9 protein-coding genes are annotated in these 17,596 nt (G+C 67.5%); 7 read left to right on the top strand and 2 right to left on the bottom strand.

The annotated features are described in order from the left end of the window. Positions 1–133 precede the first annotated feature (133 nt). Positions 134–829 carry a LuxR C-terminal-related transcriptional regulator gene (locus QMG73_RS31575; protein WP_281901753.1) on the top strand — a complete coding sequence of 232 codons (696 nt, stop codon included), beginning with the start codon at positions 134–136 and terminating at the stop codon, positions 827–829. Positions 830–1,078: 249 nt separating this feature from the next. On the opposite strand, the gene QMG73_RS31570 is transcribed toward QMG73_RS31575, so the two are convergent. Together QMG73_RS31570 and QMG73_RS31565 are read right to left on the bottom strand one after the other, a co-directional pair. Next, the gene (locus QMG73_RS31570; protein WP_281901751.1) at positions 1,079–4,417 is read right to left on the bottom strand and encodes a caspase family protein; all 3,339 of its coding nucleotides are present in this window, start codon (positions 4,415–4,417) and stop codon (positions 1,079–1,081) included. Positions 4,418–4,457: 40 nt separating this feature from the next. Then, positions 4,458–4,826 (bottom strand): hypothetical protein, encoded by a 369-nt coding sequence (locus QMG73_RS31565; RefSeq protein WP_281901749.1) that lies wholly within the window; start codon positions 4,824–4,826, stop codon positions 4,458–4,460. Positions 4,827–5,122: 296 nt separating this feature from the next. Between QMG73_RS31565 and QMG73_RS31560 the strand changes: the two genes are divergently transcribed. The 6 genes from QMG73_RS31560 to QMG73_RS31535 are packed head-to-tail and all read left to right on the top strand — an operon-like array spanning position 5,123 to position 17,561. Then, a complete protein-coding gene (locus QMG73_RS31560; protein WP_281901747.1) occupies positions 5,123–6,085 on the top strand; it encodes an AAA family ATPase in 963 nt (320 codons plus the stop codon). A 2-nt stretch (positions 6,086–6,087) separates the two neighbouring features. Next, complete coding sequence (locus QMG73_RS31555) at positions 6,088–7,248, top strand: DUF58 domain-containing protein (RefSeq protein ID WP_281901937.1); 1,161 nt, start codon at positions 6,088–6,090, stop codon at positions 7,246–7,248. After that, on the top strand, positions 7,245–9,536 hold the full coding sequence (locus QMG73_RS31550; RefSeq protein ID WP_281901745.1) for a transglutaminase family protein: 2,292 nt from the start codon (positions 7,245–7,247) through the stop codon (positions 9,534–9,536). The genes QMG73_RS31555 and QMG73_RS31550 overlap by 4 nt, the downstream gene beginning before the upstream one ends. Beyond that, a complete protein-coding gene (locus tag QMG73_RS31545) occupies positions 9,533–12,187 on the top strand; it encodes a right-handed parallel beta-helix repeat-containing protein (RefSeq protein WP_281901744.1) in 2,655 nt (884 codons plus the stop codon). Before QMG73_RS31550 ends, QMG73_RS31545 begins: the two co-directional genes overlap by 4 nt. Positions 12,188–12,210: 23 nt before the next feature. Then, entirely contained in the window at positions 12,211–14,172 is a 1,962-nt protein-coding gene (locus QMG73_RS31540; protein WP_281901743.1) for a serine/threonine-protein kinase, read from the top strand. A gap of 50 nt (positions 14,173–14,222) precedes the next feature. Then, positions 14,223–17,561: a S16 family serine protease gene (locus QMG73_RS31535; RefSeq protein WP_281901741.1), complete on the top strand. Its 3,339-nt coding sequence runs from the start codon at positions 14,223–14,225 to the stop codon at positions 17,559–17,561. Positions 17,562–17,596: the final 35 nt, after the last annotated feature.

The following is a 17,596-nucleotide window of genomic DNA, read 5'->3' as shown; positions in this document are numbered from 1 at the left end:
GGCGAGCATGAGGCCGTTGATCCGGTACCGGAACCGAAATCCTGCCCGCCAGAATCCATCCGCGGGACTGGACCGGAGGATCTGTATCCATCGGCGGACGCCTTGGCGACAGCGCTGCGGTCCCACTCGCGTTATGGTGGCGCAGGTCCTATCGGACCTGCGCTCCAGCGAGAGCGGAGGTCATCGGTCGATGATGTCACTATTAGTGCTCGGGCCGGTCCGGGTGTATCGGGAGAGCTTCGCCGCAGCTTTGGACCAGGAAGATGGCGTTGGCACGGTCAGCGTGGCGGCGTCTGCCCAAGAGGCGTCGCATTGTATGCGCGCTCACAGCACCGACGTCGTGCTCGCCGACGCGTCCACGGACGCGGGTCTACGCGCGGTGTGTGCACTTTCCCGCTCCGAACCCTCGGCGCGGGTCCTGGTCATCACCGCGACTGACGACGACGCCACCGTAATGGAGTGCGCCCGAGCCGGTATTTCCGGTTTCGTAGCCGCCGACGGCACGCTGTCGGAAATCCTCGATGCCGCACGAGTGATCGCCCGGGGTGAGATCGCCTGCTCACCAGCAGCGACTGCCGTGCTCCTCCGCTGGGTAGTAGCGTCCGAAACCACACCCGCACGCCGCGGAAGCATGATCGGCCTGACGACGCGCGAACGGCAAATCCTCGCATTGATCGACGAGGGCATGTCAAACAAGGAGATCGCAGCACGGCTATACATCGAAGTCAGCACCGTCAAGAACCACGTCCACAACGTTCTGGAGAAACTCGGCGCCCGGCGCCGATCGGAAGCAGTGGCACGAGCCCGCGCGGCCAGGATCGGGCCATAGTGCTGCTACGGCGAGTCATTGCTTTGAGTGTCGTGACACTTTGAGGCGTTCGCGCCGTTTGTAATAGTGGGCGATCCTGGTGGTCTGTTCGTGACACGCCGGGTTGGGCGCGGGTGGTTGCGCTGGTGCTTGGTTGGGGCGGCCGTTCCTTTCCTCCCCGTCCTCTCGTCGGCTGCGGAAGCGGCTCACTGCGGCCGGGGCGGGCGCTTGTCAGGGGCAAGCATGGTAAGCGGGTTCCGCCGTTGGTGCTCAGTCGTCGGCACGGAGCTTGGCAATGGCTGTGGCGACGGAGCTTTCCCAGCCTTCGATCGGGTGGCTGGCGGGGTCGTGCGGTGGTAGCGCCGGTGTCTGCACGCCCAGGCTGTGAAGCAGGGCCGTGGCCTGGGTGAGATCGTGTCGCCTGACATAGGGCTCTCCGTCTGCCCAGGATCGGATGTATGCGGCTCGGGCGTGTTCGGCGGCCTGGGTTCTGTCGCCGAGGGCCAGCCACAGTTCAGCCAGTGGCTGGTGCGGTGCGATGGCGTGGCTCGACAGGCGGCGTGCGAGGCGGCCTGCGTCGGCGCGGTTGTCGGGTCGGGAACGTAGGCGAGCCAACGCAAGGTGGGCTTCCGCCCTGGTGTCTGCGAAGCCTGCTTCGTTGGCCATGCGGACGGCCTCGTGGAGGGGTTCGACGGCGCCAGTCGGATCGTCGCGGCTCAGGCACCACAGCCCGCGTAGGAACTGCAGCTTGCGTAGCCCATACCGGTTTCGGCCCGTGGCGGCGAGTTGTTCGGCGTTGGCCAGGGCGTCGTCCGTTAGCTGGCCAAGCGGAAACGCGACCCAGGAGAGATGTGCTATTTCCACGCCTCCTGGCAGGGTCATTCTTCGCGATACGTCGCGGTCCATCGGTTCGATCACATGCCAGAGCTGCTCGGCCTCCGTCCACCTGCCCAGCGTGGCAAGAAGCTGCATTTGGTGACTTCTGGCGATCAACAGGTGGCTCTGCTCGTCCAACGCCTCGGCCAGATCCAGAGCGAGTCGGCTGCAGCGCCACGCGATCGCCAGGCTATTCAACCGATTATAGGTTCTGGCGAGATTGTTCAGGTCGGCTCCTAGTTGAGCCCAGTTCTCCTTGGAAAGGTAAGTCTCTACGCACATCCGGGATAGGCGTGCCGATTCCCTATACAGACTGAGGCGATGTAGCGCGAAGGACGCAGCGTTCGCCAGCATGGTGGGCTCAGTCAGTCCGGCAATGGGCGTGGACCAGTCCGACGCGAACATCGGACGCGCCAACGAGACAAATTCAGGATACGCCTCCAGATCGGACAGTAATGCATCACTAAGGTCGTGCGTGAGGACCGCGGCAGCGTCGTCGAGCCGTCCGATCTGGACCATCGTGCGCGCCACCGTGAGCGCGTTGTGCAGATCGTCGAGAGTATCGACGGTCTTGGAGGTGCCCTGGGACTGCGAGAAGTGGTCGATGATCTGCTGGCCGAGACGGTCCCGGACTCTGCTCGTGAGACGAGCGCGAGTGGTGGCGCGGACGACCGGATGTAGATCCCAGCGACCCGCTTGGCGGTCGTACTGCAGTAGGCCCCGGCGTTCGAGATCGCCCACGGTCTTGGACAGAGCCTCGGCGGCGGCAAGGGTTTCAGGCGCTGCGTTCCACTGCGCGTGACGCCGTTCGGACTCTTCCCACGCGGCCATGGCACGCTGGTGGTCCTCCCGGTATCGGACGCGCTCTTCGGCTGTCGCTGACACCCATTCCCATCCCGACTCAGGATCGACCGGTCTTGCGACCCTTTTCGGTGGCTCCGGCCGGTGAGGATTGAGAGCGTCGAGGGTGGCGTAGCCGACGACACCAGGCAGCATACTCAGCGCCGACAGCAGGCGGTTACCTACTTCTGGCAGCGTGTCCAGTGCGGCCGACAGTATGTGGTTGCGTTTCTGGACCAGGTCCAGGTCGCCGATGTCGAGCAGCGCACCGTGCGCGGGATCGGCCGCCCATCGGTCGAAGTCACCCCGGGCGGGCAGATATGCGTTGATCAGACCGGCGACGACGCCGGTGACGAGGGGGTGGCAGTCACAGTGGCGTTGCAGGAAGTCCCGCATCCGTTGGGTGTCGCCGTCGACTCCGCACTCCCGCAGCAGGGCCTCGGCGTCCGGTGGGCGCAGGCCGGGCAGCCGCTCGACCCGAACACCAGGGAAGGGCTGGTTGGCGGTGTTGAGCAGCACCCGAGGCGTCAATCGCGACGTAATGAGGATCTTCGAAGGCGCCCCGGTCGCGAGTTGCCTCAGCAGGTCGTCGTCATCGGGCCGGATCGCGCTGCACGGGTCTCGGCCGGCGATCTCGTCGCTCTGGCCGGCCAACTCGTCGGCCAGTTGGCTGGCGTCGTAGCGGTGGTAGGCCACCAGTACCCGCTCCAGGCCGTCCAACACCAGCAACCACGGCCGCGACCGCAGTTCTCGCAGCAACATTCCGGTGAGTGTGGCCTGTTTGACATCGCGGAACTCGGTCAACGGTCGGCCGGTCATGTACGCCACGGCACGCCGGCAGAACTCCGCCATCGTGGAGTTCTTTTCATAGAACGAGTACCAAAAGCGTCCGGCCCAGTCGTCCCGCGTGGCTGCGGCGTGGTTGGTGAGCCACTGCCAGGTGAGCATGCTCTTGCCGGTGCCTCCGATCGCTTCGAACAACAACACCGGGTGCGGCTGTGCCGGCTCGGCCCAGTCGTCGAGCGTCTGTAGCTGGCCCGCCCGCCCCACAAACGGATGCGACCCGAGGTAGCGCGGCTCGGCGTACAACGCCGGAGGGTCAGGAATTGGGTCGTCCTGATCCGCATCGGCACCGGCCGCACCCTGCCGGACGGCTTGATGGCGCGAACGACTGTAGCGGCGGTTTTTCACCCACAGCCGGCGGCGAGCCCACGCCAAGTCATTGTGCACGGGTGGGTGGTCGGCGGGCAGGCAAGCGGTCATGGCTTCCCATACATCTGCGGGAGTGAGCCATCGATTCCCGGTCGGTACGCCCTCCAGCACTTGCACCATCGCGGCCGTGAACAGGGTCATGTCGGATTCGGCGGGCGCCGACGCCTCGCTGCTACCGTCGGCCGCGCCGATGAAATACCAGCCAGCCGCCTCACCGACTTTGACCGAAACGCCAGGCAGGGCGGAGCCGGCCCGGCCGGAAAAGCAGCAATCCAACACCAGCATCCGCATGTCTGACCGCGAACCGCCTGCTGCTCTAACCAACTCCGCCACCGGCACCATCGTCGCCTTCGGATTTGACCGGTCCGCGTCACGCATAGCCAGACACAGCTCCCCACCCGCCGGCTCGGCGTGCCCCACGAAGTAAACCAGTAGCATCCCCTGTCGGCCGACCAGCCGCCCGGCATCCGCGATGGTGCGTAGCACGGTCGCCCGGTCGCCGTCGACCAGTTCCAACAGCCGCGTCGGCTGCGGGAGTCCCCACAGCTCGTCGCTGGCCAACGCGGCCGCTAGGCGCTCCACGTTGTTCCGTGCCGCGACCACCGATGGGTAGTCAGAACGGGGATATTCGCCAACCCCGATCAGTACGGCCACGGATTGGCCGGGATCCAGCCGTCCCACGTCGACATTCGGTCGTGACGTCTCAACCACAGCCCTGCCCTCAGTCGGCGGTCAAGGCATCGCGGACGACCTGCTCCACGGTTGCAGCTGACCCCGACAACTCGATTTCCACATGCCGCACTTCGTCTGGCAGGTCGGTTCGGGTCAGGCGCAACTGTGTGCTCGCTTCCGCGGTACCGGCCCGATTATGACGACGCAAAAAGTCGTACAACGCGCTGGCGACCATTCCCAGGGTCACGTCGGTGGCGATGACCTCCAGAACCTCGAGGACACCGAGCGACGTAGGCGCCACCACCGGGCGTCCCCGAGTTAGGGGCACCTCGTCCATCCGCGGATCTTGCCGGAGGAAGGCCTCCAACTCGGCCAGTCCACCGTCGACGTCATCGATCCACTCGATCTCGATCCGCACGCGTCCTCCACAACTGGGCCAACGACAACCGCACAGTTGGCGAGCATCATCGCCACAAACCCTCGAATGGTCTGTCACCCACTCGACACAACGCCCAAGACGTAGCCAACGTTTGTCTGTCGGATCGAGAATCGGATCGGTCAGACAATTCCGCGCTCCGACATGGGTCACTCAAAAGGATGACGTCAGCAAGTCGACAGTTGGTTTGTGAATCGGTCGTACGTCGACATTATGCGAGGGCACGACTGTGTCGAGGTGACGGATCTTCAAGATTCTCTAGTCGGCGAGGAGCTTACATGCCAGGCCAGAGCCTGCATTTCAAGCATCAATTCGAGAGCCTGTCCGGCAATGTCGAGCGCCTTATTCGCGGTAAGTCGGAGACGGTGCGCCTCGCGCTGGTCTGTCTGTTCGCCGAGGGGCACCTCCTGATCGAGGATGTTCCCGGCGTCGCGAAGACGTCGTTGGCTAGGTCGATCGCCGCGTCGATCGACGGCACCTTCCACAGGGTCCAGTTCACGCCCGACCTGCTCCCGGCCGACATCACCGGCGTCGAGATCTACAACCAGAAGGAGGGCGAGTTCGAGTTCCGAGCGGGTCCGATCTTCGGAAACGTCGTTCTCGGCGACGAGATCAATCGAGCGTCGGCGAAGACCCAGTCCGCGTTGCTGCAGGCGATGGCCGAAGGTGAGGTCACGGCGGGCCGCAGAACGTACCGGCTCCCACGCCCTTTCTTCTGCCTGGCGACCCAGAACCCAGTCGACTATCAGGGCACCTATCCACTGCCCGAGGCCCAGTTGGACCGCTTCATGATGCGTGTCTCGATGGGATATCCACCCGCGGTCGAGGAGACATCGATCATTGCGCAGGCACTCGCCGGAGTGACGCCCGCGCAGATCCGCCCCGTCATCTCGGGCGACGAGGTCTCCGCGATGGTGATGCTGGCCCGGGAGGTCGAGGTCAACCCGCCGCTGCTCGACTATGTCGTCGCCATCGCCGAGGCGACCCGCCGCCACCCCGACGTCCGGCTGGGCGCGAGCCCTCGCGGCAGCATCGCCCTCGCGGCGGCGGCCCGCGTATGGGCCGCGTCGAAGGGCCGAGCGTACGCGATCGCCGACGACGTCAAGGACGTCGCGATCCCGGTACTCGCGCACCGGCTGCTGTTGAAACAGGACGCCCGGCGTCAAGGGAACACCGCGGAGAAGGTCATCTCGGAGGTACTGCACAATGCCGACGTGCCCGGAAGGGTGCCACTCCGTTGACCGTGGCGTTGACGGGTCCCGGGCGTAGCGCGCTCGCCGCGGGCGCTGTCCTGATAGTCGTCGGTACCTACTTCGACTATCCGGAGGTACTCGCGTTGGGTCTGGCGGCGGCCACCGCTGTGACCGCCGGCCTGCTCCGTGCGTTGCCCCGCATCGGGATCACCGTGGAGCGCTTCGTCCATCCTGACCGGGTCGAGGAGGGCGAGAAGATCCGGTGCGACGTCCGGTGCGCGAACTCAGGCCGGTGGCGTGTACCTGAGCTGGAACTCACCGAGGTCATCGACGGAGTGCGTACCCACGTCAGCCTTCCCCGGCTCCGGGCGGGCGCTGGTGAGCAGGTGCGGACCTACTGGATCACACCGCCGCGCCGCGGTGTGTACGAACTTCCGCCGCCGTCGGTCGCGCGCTACGACGGGCTGCGGCTGGCAGCACGCCGGTCCTGGTCCGGTCGACCGCAGACTGTGTACGTGCGTCCGCGGGTATATCCCCTTGCGGCAACGGACGCGTACGGCTCCCGCGAACTCGACGGGTGGACGGCGAACCCGCATCTGGGGCAGACCTCGTTTCACAGCCTGCGCGAGTACGTCGACGGCGACGACCCGCGCCTGATCCACTGGCCATCCAGCGCACGCCTCGGCAGCCTAGTCGTGCGGCAGGCGTTCGTGCCTTCGACTATGCGGTTCACCATCGTGCTCGACACCGCCATGACCCGATACACTAGCGAGTCCTTTGAGGACGCGGTCCGCATCGCCGCGTCACTCGCCGTCGCCGTGACCCGCACCGGCGCTCCGCTCACCCTGTGCACCACGGATTCCGCGCGCGCCGCGCCACCGCCTTCGGACGGCCCTGATGGCGACCCGGAGGGTACGGTCCTCGACTTTCTGGCCGGGGTCAGACTCACTCCCGCAGCGCGGGGCGCCGCCCGCTGGCATGACGCGCTGGCGACGGTTGACGAGGTGGCGACCCTGACGGTGGTCACGGGCAACGCCTACGATGATGAACTGTCCGCTGTCCTCAATGCCGCGGCCGTGACATCGGTCCAGTTCGTGCGTGTCGGTGTGCCGGAGGCGGAGCGTTCCACCGCTCCACGGGACGGGCGGCTGCTGGACGTCGGCACCGCGTTCGACTTCTCCGAGCGCTGGATCGGTTGGGTGCGACCATGACCGTCGAAGGCGCGAAGCGCGGAAGCGGCACGGTCGGCGACGCTGTCCAGATCGGACTGTCAATAGTCGCGACGGCGCCGGCTGCCCTTATCTTCCAGGACTTCTTCGCCACCGAGGGCTACCTGTATTCCGCCGTCGCGGCGCTCGCCGGAGTCGCTGTCCTCACTTTTGTGGCGGCGAAGCGTCGATGGCAAGCCGTACGGATCGTGTATGCGGGCGTCGGTGGCTTCGTCGTGCTGGCGGCGATCGCCGTATCGATACACGGGGCCCAGATCGGGCAGCCCTGGACGACGACAGCTCTCGAGGCCGTTCGAGGGCTCGCTACCGGGTGGGCACGGATGCTGTCGATCGGCCTCCCCGCGGATCTCGATACCAGGATGCTCGTGACGGTGCTGCTGCTGGTCTGGACGGCGGCGTTCGTCGCGGTGCTCCTCGCGCTCCGCACGGCGTCGCCGCTGGCCCCCGCGTTCCCGTCGCTGCTGGCGTTCACTGCCGGTCTCGTGATGGTGGCGAGTGCAGGGCATACACATTCGTGGTTGGCGGTAGTGTTGGCCTTTGCCACGGGAGCGCTCGCGCTGGTTCGCGCTCGCCGGCAAGCCGCCACTGTCCGGGCACGGGCGGAAGGCGACCGTTTGGCGGCGAGGCGACGGATGCCCGCAGCGGTGCTGCTCGGCGTCCCGGCGATAGCGGCCGTCGCGCTGGCGAGCACGGGCGCTATCCAGTTCGGCCTGCCCGCTGCCGGCGACCGCCGCGCCGATCCGAGGCCGCTGCACCCGTACGGGCTGCGCCACCCGGACCTGCTTAGTCCATTGTCGATGGTGCGGAGCCAGCTCGACGAGAAACCGGCTCGCACGGTCCTTGTCGTCCAGACTCCCGACGAAGCCGCGGCTCCAGTGGAGCTGATCCGGACTGCGGCACTGGACACCTTTGACGGCGCCCTGTGGACGGCGCATGACAACCATCTGCTGGCCGGGCGCCGCCTCCCCGCTAACGAACGATCGGACGCCGGTCCGAGACAGGCTCTTACGATCGGCATCCGATCGCTGGACGGGCCCTATCTGCCGGTCGCTGGCTGGCCGCTGCAGGTCGAGCTGGCTGGCCCTCGACAGATCCAGATCGGCTACAGCGCGACGTCCGGAACGGTGGTCGCCGATACCGCAGACGGCCGCCTGGACGGCATCACTTACACGATCATCGGCGCCGGCGTCACTGCGGGCGATGTGGATAGTACGGCGGCGCCCAGCCGGTCGGCGGCCTTCGCGCGCTATGTCCAGCTGCCCGAGGACGGATTGCGGCCCCAAATCCGGGGACTGGCGCACCAGCTCACCGATGTCGAACCGACCACGCCGGGCAAGCTCAGCGCACTGGAGGCGTACCTGCGCAGCCTGCCGTACGACCTCAGTGCCCCGCCGGGGCACTCCTACGCCGCGATTGGCCGGATGCTCGGGGCCCCGGCGAACGTCCGCGACGCACACGGTTACGCGGAACAGCACGCGTCCGCGTTCGTGGTGCTCGCGCGGCTCCTAAATATGCCGGCTCGCGTCGCGGTCGGGTACCGGCTCCCCAGCACCGGCGCGATCCGGACCGTGACCACGCGCGAGGCCCACGCGTGGGCAGAAGTCCACCTTGACGGCTACGGCTGGGTCGCCTACGACCCCACGGACCCGGAGCGAAAGTCGAAGTCCGCCATCGCCGAGCCGACCGTCGTGCCCACGCCGAGCAACGCGGGGGCGGCGCAGCCGGAGGCGACCCCGTCGATCGTGCCCAGCCCACCACCCCCGAAGCGCCCGGAGCCACCGCCTGGCTTCTCTTCTCTGCTGGCGATCGCCCTCGGTATCACCGGTGCCGCGACCGGACTGATCATCGGCGTGCCGATGGTCAAGGTAGTACGGCGGAGACACCGGAGACGCGCGCCCACCGCTCCCGCGCGGGTGGTCGGGGCCTGGTGTGAGACGGTCGACCGGCTCGTCGAGCGGCGGTTGGCGGTACCAGGCTCGATGACCGCCACGGAGATCGCGATGCGGGCGGAGGCGAAGCTCGGCGCCCGGGCCTGCGCCCTGCCCGAGCTCGCCACGCTGGCGACCCGCGCGACATTTGGTCCGGGGCACCTGGCACCGGACGCGGCCCTGCGCGCGTGGCGCCTTGAGCGTGAATTCCGCCGAGGCCTCGTACGGGGCTGGGCCGCGCCCCGGCGGTTGCACGTCTGGTTCAGCCCCAGACCCCTGATCGTAGCGGTCAAAACTCGTCGCCGACGCAACGCGCGACGGCAGTACAGGAGGCGACCGTGACCCGCCGTGCCCTGCACCTTGCCGCTGGTGCCGTCCGCCGGATCCACATCCGAGGGACGAGTCGCCGCACCCGTGCCATCCTTGCCGCCGCGACGGCGGTGCCACTCCTGGCGGCGCTCGTCCTGGTCGGGCTCCGGCACACCCTGCCGCCGACCAAGCCCCGGGTACTCTCCGGCACGGTCTGGCTCGCGTCCAGGGCGATCGGCAAGCTGACACTGGTCGACGGTGCTGCGGCCCAGGTCGCCGCAGACGTAACCGTCGCGGCGCCGGGCACCGAGTTCACGGCCCTCCAACAAGGCCGGTTCGGCTATGCCATCGACAACAAAAGCGGCCGAGCGGCGGTCGTCGACAGCGCCACACTGGACACCGTCGCCGGCACGCCGCTGCCCGGCAGCCCTGGCGGCATCGTGGCCTACGCCACCGAGACGTCGTTCTACGTGTTCAATACTCACAGCCGCCTGCTGCAGGCGGCGGAGCCACGAACGCTGGGCCAGCTGGGGCGTCCGGCCGCTGTGGCCGGCACCGACCGGACGACGGCCAGCGCCGGGAACGGGGTATGGGCGCTCGAGCCCGCCACCGGCCAAATCGCCCACCTTGGTGCCACCACCAGCTCGCTCCGGGAGAACCTGCGCCGACCGGTCATTCGGTCCACACAGGACGTGAGCCTGCACGTCACCGCCGGACTTCCGGTCGTGCTCGACCGAGCAACCGGCTTGGCGAGTGTCCTCGACCCAGAGACAGGACGGACGCGGCGGACGCTGCTGACCAACGTCAAGGACGATCACATCGTCACCGGCTCGCCGACGCGGCAGCGCCTGTTCATCGCCGAGCCGGCCACCGCGGCCCTCACCGTCTGTACTTTCCAGAACGGCGCCTGTGACTTCACCGTCTCTGTCGGCGTGGGCGGCGACGAGCTCGGGCCAACCGTCGAGGTTGGTGACCACGCGTACGTGCCGAACCATTCGTCCAACACCGTCTCCATCGTGGACCTGTCCAGCCGCGCGGTTGCGCGGACAGTTCCGCTCTTCAACAGGAACGTTCCGTTCGAGCTGATCCCCCGGGACGGGCTGGTCTTCTACAACGATCCCAACAGCGAGCACGCGGGAGTCATCGCGCCAGACGGCCAGGTACGCCGAATCAAGAAGTACGAGCCGCCGAAACCCACGCCAACCGTCCAACGCACGAAAGACAACCCGAAATCCGAGCCCACATCGGACCCCGAGCGGACGCCGACGCCCAGCCCCGTCGGCACCCAGCGGCTCACACCGAGCCCTTCGGGCTCACCCAGCCCGGGCGGCGACCTGAGGATCCAGCGCCTACGGATCACACCGCGTACCCCCGAAGCCGGTCAGGAGGTGCACTTCGCCGCCGACGTCACCGGGACACCCGACACCTGGCAGTGGAGCGTAGTGCGGGATCCCGACGGCACGGCGGAGGTGAGTTCCGCCAACGGCGAGTTCGACCACGTCTTCGATGCGCCGGGTACCTACCGGGTCACCTTGGTGGTCGTTGCCGGCCCGGGCCGGGCGGAGCAGTCCACCGCGCTGACAGTCGCCGTGCCGTCGCCGCAGGTACGGTGCGGGGATCGGATCTCGGTCAGTGTGGTGCTGCGTGCCGATCTCGACTGCGGCGAAACCAGCCCGGCGATCCGAGTGATCGGCGGCGACGTCGTCATCGACCTCAACGGCCACACACTCCGCTCGACCCGCGTGGCCATCGAGGCACGGCCGCTCTCCCTGGAGAACCCCACCGAGAACGTCGTCGTTCGGAACGGCACGGTTTTTGGCGGGGTCGGATTCGAGCGCGTGCCTGGCGCCCGCGTAGAGGACGTCACGCTCAACGGTCACCTGAATATCGCCCAATCGCCGGGTGCCGAACTCCGCGGATCCGAGGTATGGGCCCAGCCCCCGTTCGCCGTTGAGTTCAGCGGATCCAGCAACCCCGTGGTGGCGGACGTGGACGTCCGTGGCGGAATGCACTTCAGCAGCGCCATATTTCCGGTCGTCAACGACAGCACCATCACCGGGGGCAGGTTCCGGGTCGAAGAGTTCGCGGGGACGCAGGTCACCCGCAGCACGTTCGTCGACGTAGCCGTGTCGGTATTCCTGCACGACGACGCCGTGTTCGCGGACAACGAGTTCGTCCGGAGCAAGATTACCCACTTCGGAAACTCTCTCGACAACGTCTATCAGCGCAACCGGTTCGAGGGTGCGACGGTCGCGATCGACCTTCAACTGGCCGCCAGTGAAGCGGGCACCCTCATCGAGGACAACCAGTTCGAACGCAACGATATCGGTGTCTCGATTACAGGACCGCTCAACGAAGCCGCCGGCCTGACGCTCAGACGCAATACATTCAGCGGAAACCGCAAGGCCGGAATCTTCATTCAGGCCCCGAGCGGAGAACGGGACGGACCGGTGACCATCGCCAACAACACATTCACGGCGAACGGCCGAGGCGCCCCAGGGCCCGTCAACGACGGACTGCACGTGGATATCGAGGCTGGCGAGCCCATTTTTGTGATCCGTGACAACACATCGAGGTCCAATGGTGACTGCGGCATCGAGATCCGCAACGGTGCGGTTATCGACGGGCGGGGCAACACGTCTCAAGGCGATCCGCGTGGGTGCGTGGGGGTCGACTGTGGCTGAGCCACGCTGAGAAGGGATCGACGATGACCGCCACGGGTATAACGTACGACGGCAGTGACCTGCCCGCCGGTGCGGTGGCCGCCGCAGTCGAGGTGTCGGACGTCGGCCTCGGCACCGTGGCCTGGGCGAGCGTGCGGGTAGGCGAGGTCACCGAGGTGCCTCTGGAGCCGGGCCGCTACTTCGTCCGGGGACGGTTTCCCTCCGGCGAGCCGATCAGCGTCGTGCTGGACGTACCAAAAGGTGGCGCCCCTGCCTTGATCCGGCTGAGACGGCAGCCACCGGAGGCAGCCATAGCGGCTGAACGTGTTCAGGTGTGGACGCGGTGGTGGCGAATAGCGAACGCGACATGGAAGCCGGAACAGCCCGTTTCGCTGGAGGTTCCCGCCGGAGGCAGCGTCGAACTGACCCAGGCCGGCACCGGCGGGCACGGCACCGCCCTCCAGTTCGGCGCTGACAGCACGACGAGCATTCTCACGGTCGTGCCCGACTGGCTGCCGCTGCGACTGACCCATTCCGTCCGCCACGGCGCCGATCACCTCGACGTCAACATCGCACCGAGCACCGAGGCGACGCTGCTGGGCTATCTCTGGCTCGGCGACAATGTGGCGCTCGCGGCAGTCGTGGGAGAAGGGCCCGCCGGCCTCGCGGTGCCGGATGGCAGCCGACCACTGCTGGACATCGTGGTCGGGTATCACCTTCTCCGTCTACGGGACGGGCGGGCACGGGCCTGGATCTCCGCGCTCGAAGACAACTACCCCGCGTCAGCCGACGTTGCGGTACTCGGCGCGGCGCAGGTGGCTCGGGATCACGGGTACCACGCGGCCGCAGTGGTGCCGGCCGTGCGGCGCGCTGCCACTCTCGGGCCGCCTGTGGTCGCGGAAGGCGTACACCTGCTGGCAGCGCTCCTCGACCGCCTGCCGGAGGCGGCGCGGATGCCCGAAACGGCGGCGCGCTGGAACGCGTACGCCGGCACCCTCCTCGAAGGCGCGCTCACCAGCTACCCGCTCGACCCGCGGACACCCGACGACGACCCGCTCGCCCCGGGGGAGGGACCGCCTCGAATCCGCCTTCCCCGCGCCCCGCTAGTCGTGGCCACACCGGCCGATTCGCTGTCACCGCCGACGGTGCCGCGCCGGCCGCCGTCCCGTGGGAGAAATCGGGGGGCTCTGCGACGGATCCTCGCCCAAGCCGCGGATGGCCTCGCCGATCGCGGCTTCGGCGCGACGTCGATGCATGCCGTTATCCCCGTCGCCGGCCTCAAGGTGAGCACCAGCGCACTGGCCCGCGCCGATGGCCGCCTCGACGTCGAAATATCGATTTCGGACGGCACGTCGTCAAGCGGGCGCCTCGACGGCGACACGGTAAGCCTCTGCGTCGACGAAAGCCACCATTACCTGTCCATATTCGGCGCGTCTGGCCATGCCACGTTCACGAGCGTTCCCGCGGGGCGATGGCGGCTGAGCGCACCCGATCGGCCGGTCCAACCCCGGCTCACCTCGCCGACTGTCGGGCTCCCGCTCCCTGACCGGCAGGGGATCAGCCTGGCCCACTCGCTCCACGGTCATAGGGACGTGCTGCACGTGGTTGGGCCCGGCGGCCGCGGAGGCTATGTACTTTTCCGCAAGGGCAACGCCTACGGGGTTGAGGTCATGGCTCGGCCGCCGTCGGGCGTGGGTCTGACGATCCTCGAGTACAGCCGCCGTGACGGCGACACAACAGTGCTACTCGTGCCGCTCCGACAGGGGACACTCCGCTATGCCTCGTCGTACCTGCCGCTAGCTGGCTTCGATCCTGAGGCACCTTGGCACTGCGCTCCCGACGTCGACGTTATGGACCTGCCCGCATGGGATGCGCTTATTCCCCCGTCGATACGCGCGGCGGAGTCGGACGGTACGGCGGAGGCCTGGTTGGCCGTCGCCGCACTGGCCCCACGGGCACAACGGGCAACGATCGAGGACACCATCACGAACGAGACGCGCCGATGACCCTTCTTAAAGGACGTCGCTCCCCGGGATCCGCAACGGAGCCCTCAGCCATGGTGGAACTCGACGACACCGTGCACCGGATGGAGAGCGAGGACCACGGGAGTAATGGGATTACCCCCCGTGGGCTCGCCGATCGGCTCGTCGATCAGCAGCTCTGGTGGCGCGTCTGCGTCGAGGCCGTCGCCACACGGTCGGATCGGCTCCTGGAGTGGTACGAGGGAAAGGACCGCGCGACGTTCGGAGCCCTTGCCGGCCGCGGCGAGGCGGCGGTACAGGCCGCACGCGTCCTCGCCGGTGTAGGGGCGGCGCTCATCGGCCTACCGCCGGACGATCGCTCCGCGCCACTTGCACGTGCGCTGACCCACTGGTCGGCCGCGAACCCGCTGCCCCGAATGCCGGTGACGCCCAGCGCCCAGCGGATGTTGTCCAGATGTTCCCATCCTGGGCTTCGCGATGTGCTTAGCATGATCGATCGCTCCGCCGGTGACCACACCCGCGCCTTCCTGGCCCTCCAAGCGGCGATGCTGGCTGGCCTGCCTGTGACGGAAAGATGCGTGCGCCAGGTACGGGTCCTCTTCGATCACCGAGGAGAAGAGCCCATGGGCAAGACCGGCACACTACGCGTGTCCGTGCTGCCCGGCGGCCCGTCAGGCCTCTATCCGGATCCCAGGACGATGACCTTCTTCCAAGCGGATCGGGGTTTCGTCGACGCGTTGACCGCGGCATGGACGTATGCGACGCGTGGCCGCGCCGACCCGCCGTGCGTGCTGTGGTCGGTTACCTCAGTGGAGGGCGAGAGGCAATGGCGGATCGAAGGCGACTCGCTGGGGGCAGCGTTCGCGGTCGCCCTGTGTGAGTCCTTGCGCGGATGGTCCCGGGTACACGTGGTGCGCTCGCGCAGTGCGATTACCGGCACGGTCGGGGCCGACGGCTCCGTCGGAGCCGTCGGCGGTCTGGACCGGAAGCTCGAGGCGGCCCACCGGAACAACTGGCGAGTGGTCGCCCCCCTGCCCAACCGGGACGCGTGCCGGACGAAGCCCGATGGGCTGAAGATGAGCTTCGTCGGCAATATCAGCCAGGCCCGGCGAAAGGCCAAGCGGTGGTTGGCCACCCGCATCATGGCCGGAGCGGGCGCGCTACTGCTCGTAGCCGGTGGCGCCGTCGTGGAGCAGAAGCTGGATCGCCTTGGCACGGAGTCCACGGCCGCGCGAGAGGAGCAAAAGCGCGAGCAGAGGAAGAACATCGCGACCGAGATGCTCATGGCGGCGGAATCACTGCGCGAGAGCCAACCGATGACCGCGTTGAAATTGGCGATCGCGGCGGTAGCGGTCAACGACGGGCCGACCACGAAGGCCAGCCTCCTCACCGCCCTCACCGTGCGGGAGGATTCCACGGTGCTCGACGACGAGGGAGGCGTAGAGACGGTGGCTCTGGGCAACGACGTCGCCGTGGCGGGCGGTCCATCCGGCGTGAGGCTCTGGAACGTCCGGGACCGCGCGCGCCCTAAAGTGCTGGCTTCGTCGAAGACTGCATCGGTGTTTACAGAAGCGGGCCGGGATGGCGGCTTCGTCATGGCAGGCCATGCCGACGGGACCATCGAACTCTGGGATCCGTCCAACGCCCTCCAGGGAGTGGACGCGACGGCTCTGGACCGTCCCCACATCGCACCGCGCGCCGCAGCCTTCTTCAGCGGTGGACGGTCGGGGGTCATCGCGTGGCAGGACGGGATGGCCACCATCTGGACCGCGCAGGATGGTCGGATCACCGTCCAGAAGACGTCGCGGCTCGCGCCGACGATCTCGTGGCTGGCGCTTGGTGCGGACGACCACACACTCTATGTGGGCACAGACCGCGGCACCGCGGTGTGGGAGCTGATCGCGCGGCACAGCCCCGCCCTCCTGCGCGGACCCGATCCGGGTATGGCGTACCAGGAAATGGCGCACGCCAAGCGAGATCGAGACGAGATCGCGCTCGTACGGACCGAAGACAAGGCGGTGATGTTGGCGATGGACAACCGCCTGAAGCCGAAGAGGACGTACGAACTGGCGCCGGTGGGAAGGAAGGAACCGGTGGGATCGATTTCGATGACGCCAGGTGGGCGCACGGCCATCAGCGGCAGCCCGAGCGGCATCGCGACGGTGTGGCAATTCAGCTACAACGCTGGGCTGGGCGAGTACCGGCCCAGAGCTGTCTTCGACGGGCACACCGATGCGATCGTGGGCACGGCGCTGAGCCCGGATGGTGCCTTGGCAATGACGGTAGGACGGGACGGTCGGACGATCCTATGGAACCTCGCCCACCAAGACTTCACGGTGCGACCCCTTGCAGGCGCCAAGGTCTTCCAGGCCAAGGAACGCAGTGACGTCGTGGCTGTAGCCGGTACGCCATCGGCGGGCGGTGCCTTCACCCTCGACGCCGAGGGCGAGGCCGTGGTGTGGGGCCTCGCCAACCTCCACCGGCCACGCCGGCTGGGCAGCCTCAACGGCCGCGGGCGGGCTCCGGTGAAGGCGTTCGCGCTCAACGCCAAGGGCACCCTGGCTCTTGTCGGTAGTCAGAACGCCGACCCGGTGCTCTGGGACGTGTCCGACCCCGCCGCGCCACGGTCGTTCGACCCCATCAGAGACCGAAATCAGTCGGTGTACGCTGCGGCGTTCAGCCCGGACCGCGACATCCTGGTGCTATCAGGAGATGTCGAGGTCGGTTTGTGGGACGTGTCAAAACCGAATAGACCCCTTCGGCTCGGCGGCATCCCCGCGAACGGCCACGCCACGCGCGTAGCGATCCGACGCACCGCTGCCACCGGCAGCACCTACCTGCTGACTGCCGATGGCGGTACGGCGAGGATCTGGGAGGTGGCGGACCCGGCCCGCCCGCGATCCATCGGCACCGTACCGGGTTCTGGCAAGATCACTTCGGTGGCGTTCAACCCGGCGAACGACACCGTTCTGATCAGTCGGGACACACGCCTTCTCGCGGAGATGTGGGACATTGGTGACCCCGCCCATCCGTATCAGCAGCCCGCGCTTGGCGGCCACAAGGAGCCGGTCCAGGCCGTTGCCCTCAGCGCTAATGGCCGATTGGCGCTGACCGCCGGCGGGGACGGCGTCGTCAAGGTCTGGAACCTCATCGACCCAAGCCGCCCGCAGCTGCTCACGCCGCTGGCCGGTCATCTCGGGCCGGTGCTCTCCGCGATGCTCCTAGGAAACGGGGGTATTGCGCTGACCGGAAGTGCAGACGGTGACGCGCTGCTCTGGGACATCACGGAGCTGGCGAATATCGCGGCCAACCCGGTCGACCGTGCTTGCCAGGTCGCGCGCGGCAGCTTGAGTGTCCAAGACTGGCGGCGATACGCTGCGGAGTTACCGTACGTCAACATCTGTCCGAAATAGGCTATTTGTATCCTCGACCGCAGCCCTGCGGTGAG

The sequence above is a fragment of the Phytohabitans aurantiacus genome, from assembly GCF_027923225.1.
In the GTDB taxonomy this organism is placed as follows: Bacteria; Actinomycetota; Actinomycetes; order Mycobacteriales; family Micromonosporaceae; genus Phytohabitans; species Phytohabitans aurantiacus.
This window is presented reverse-complemented; position numbering and strand designations above follow the sequence as displayed.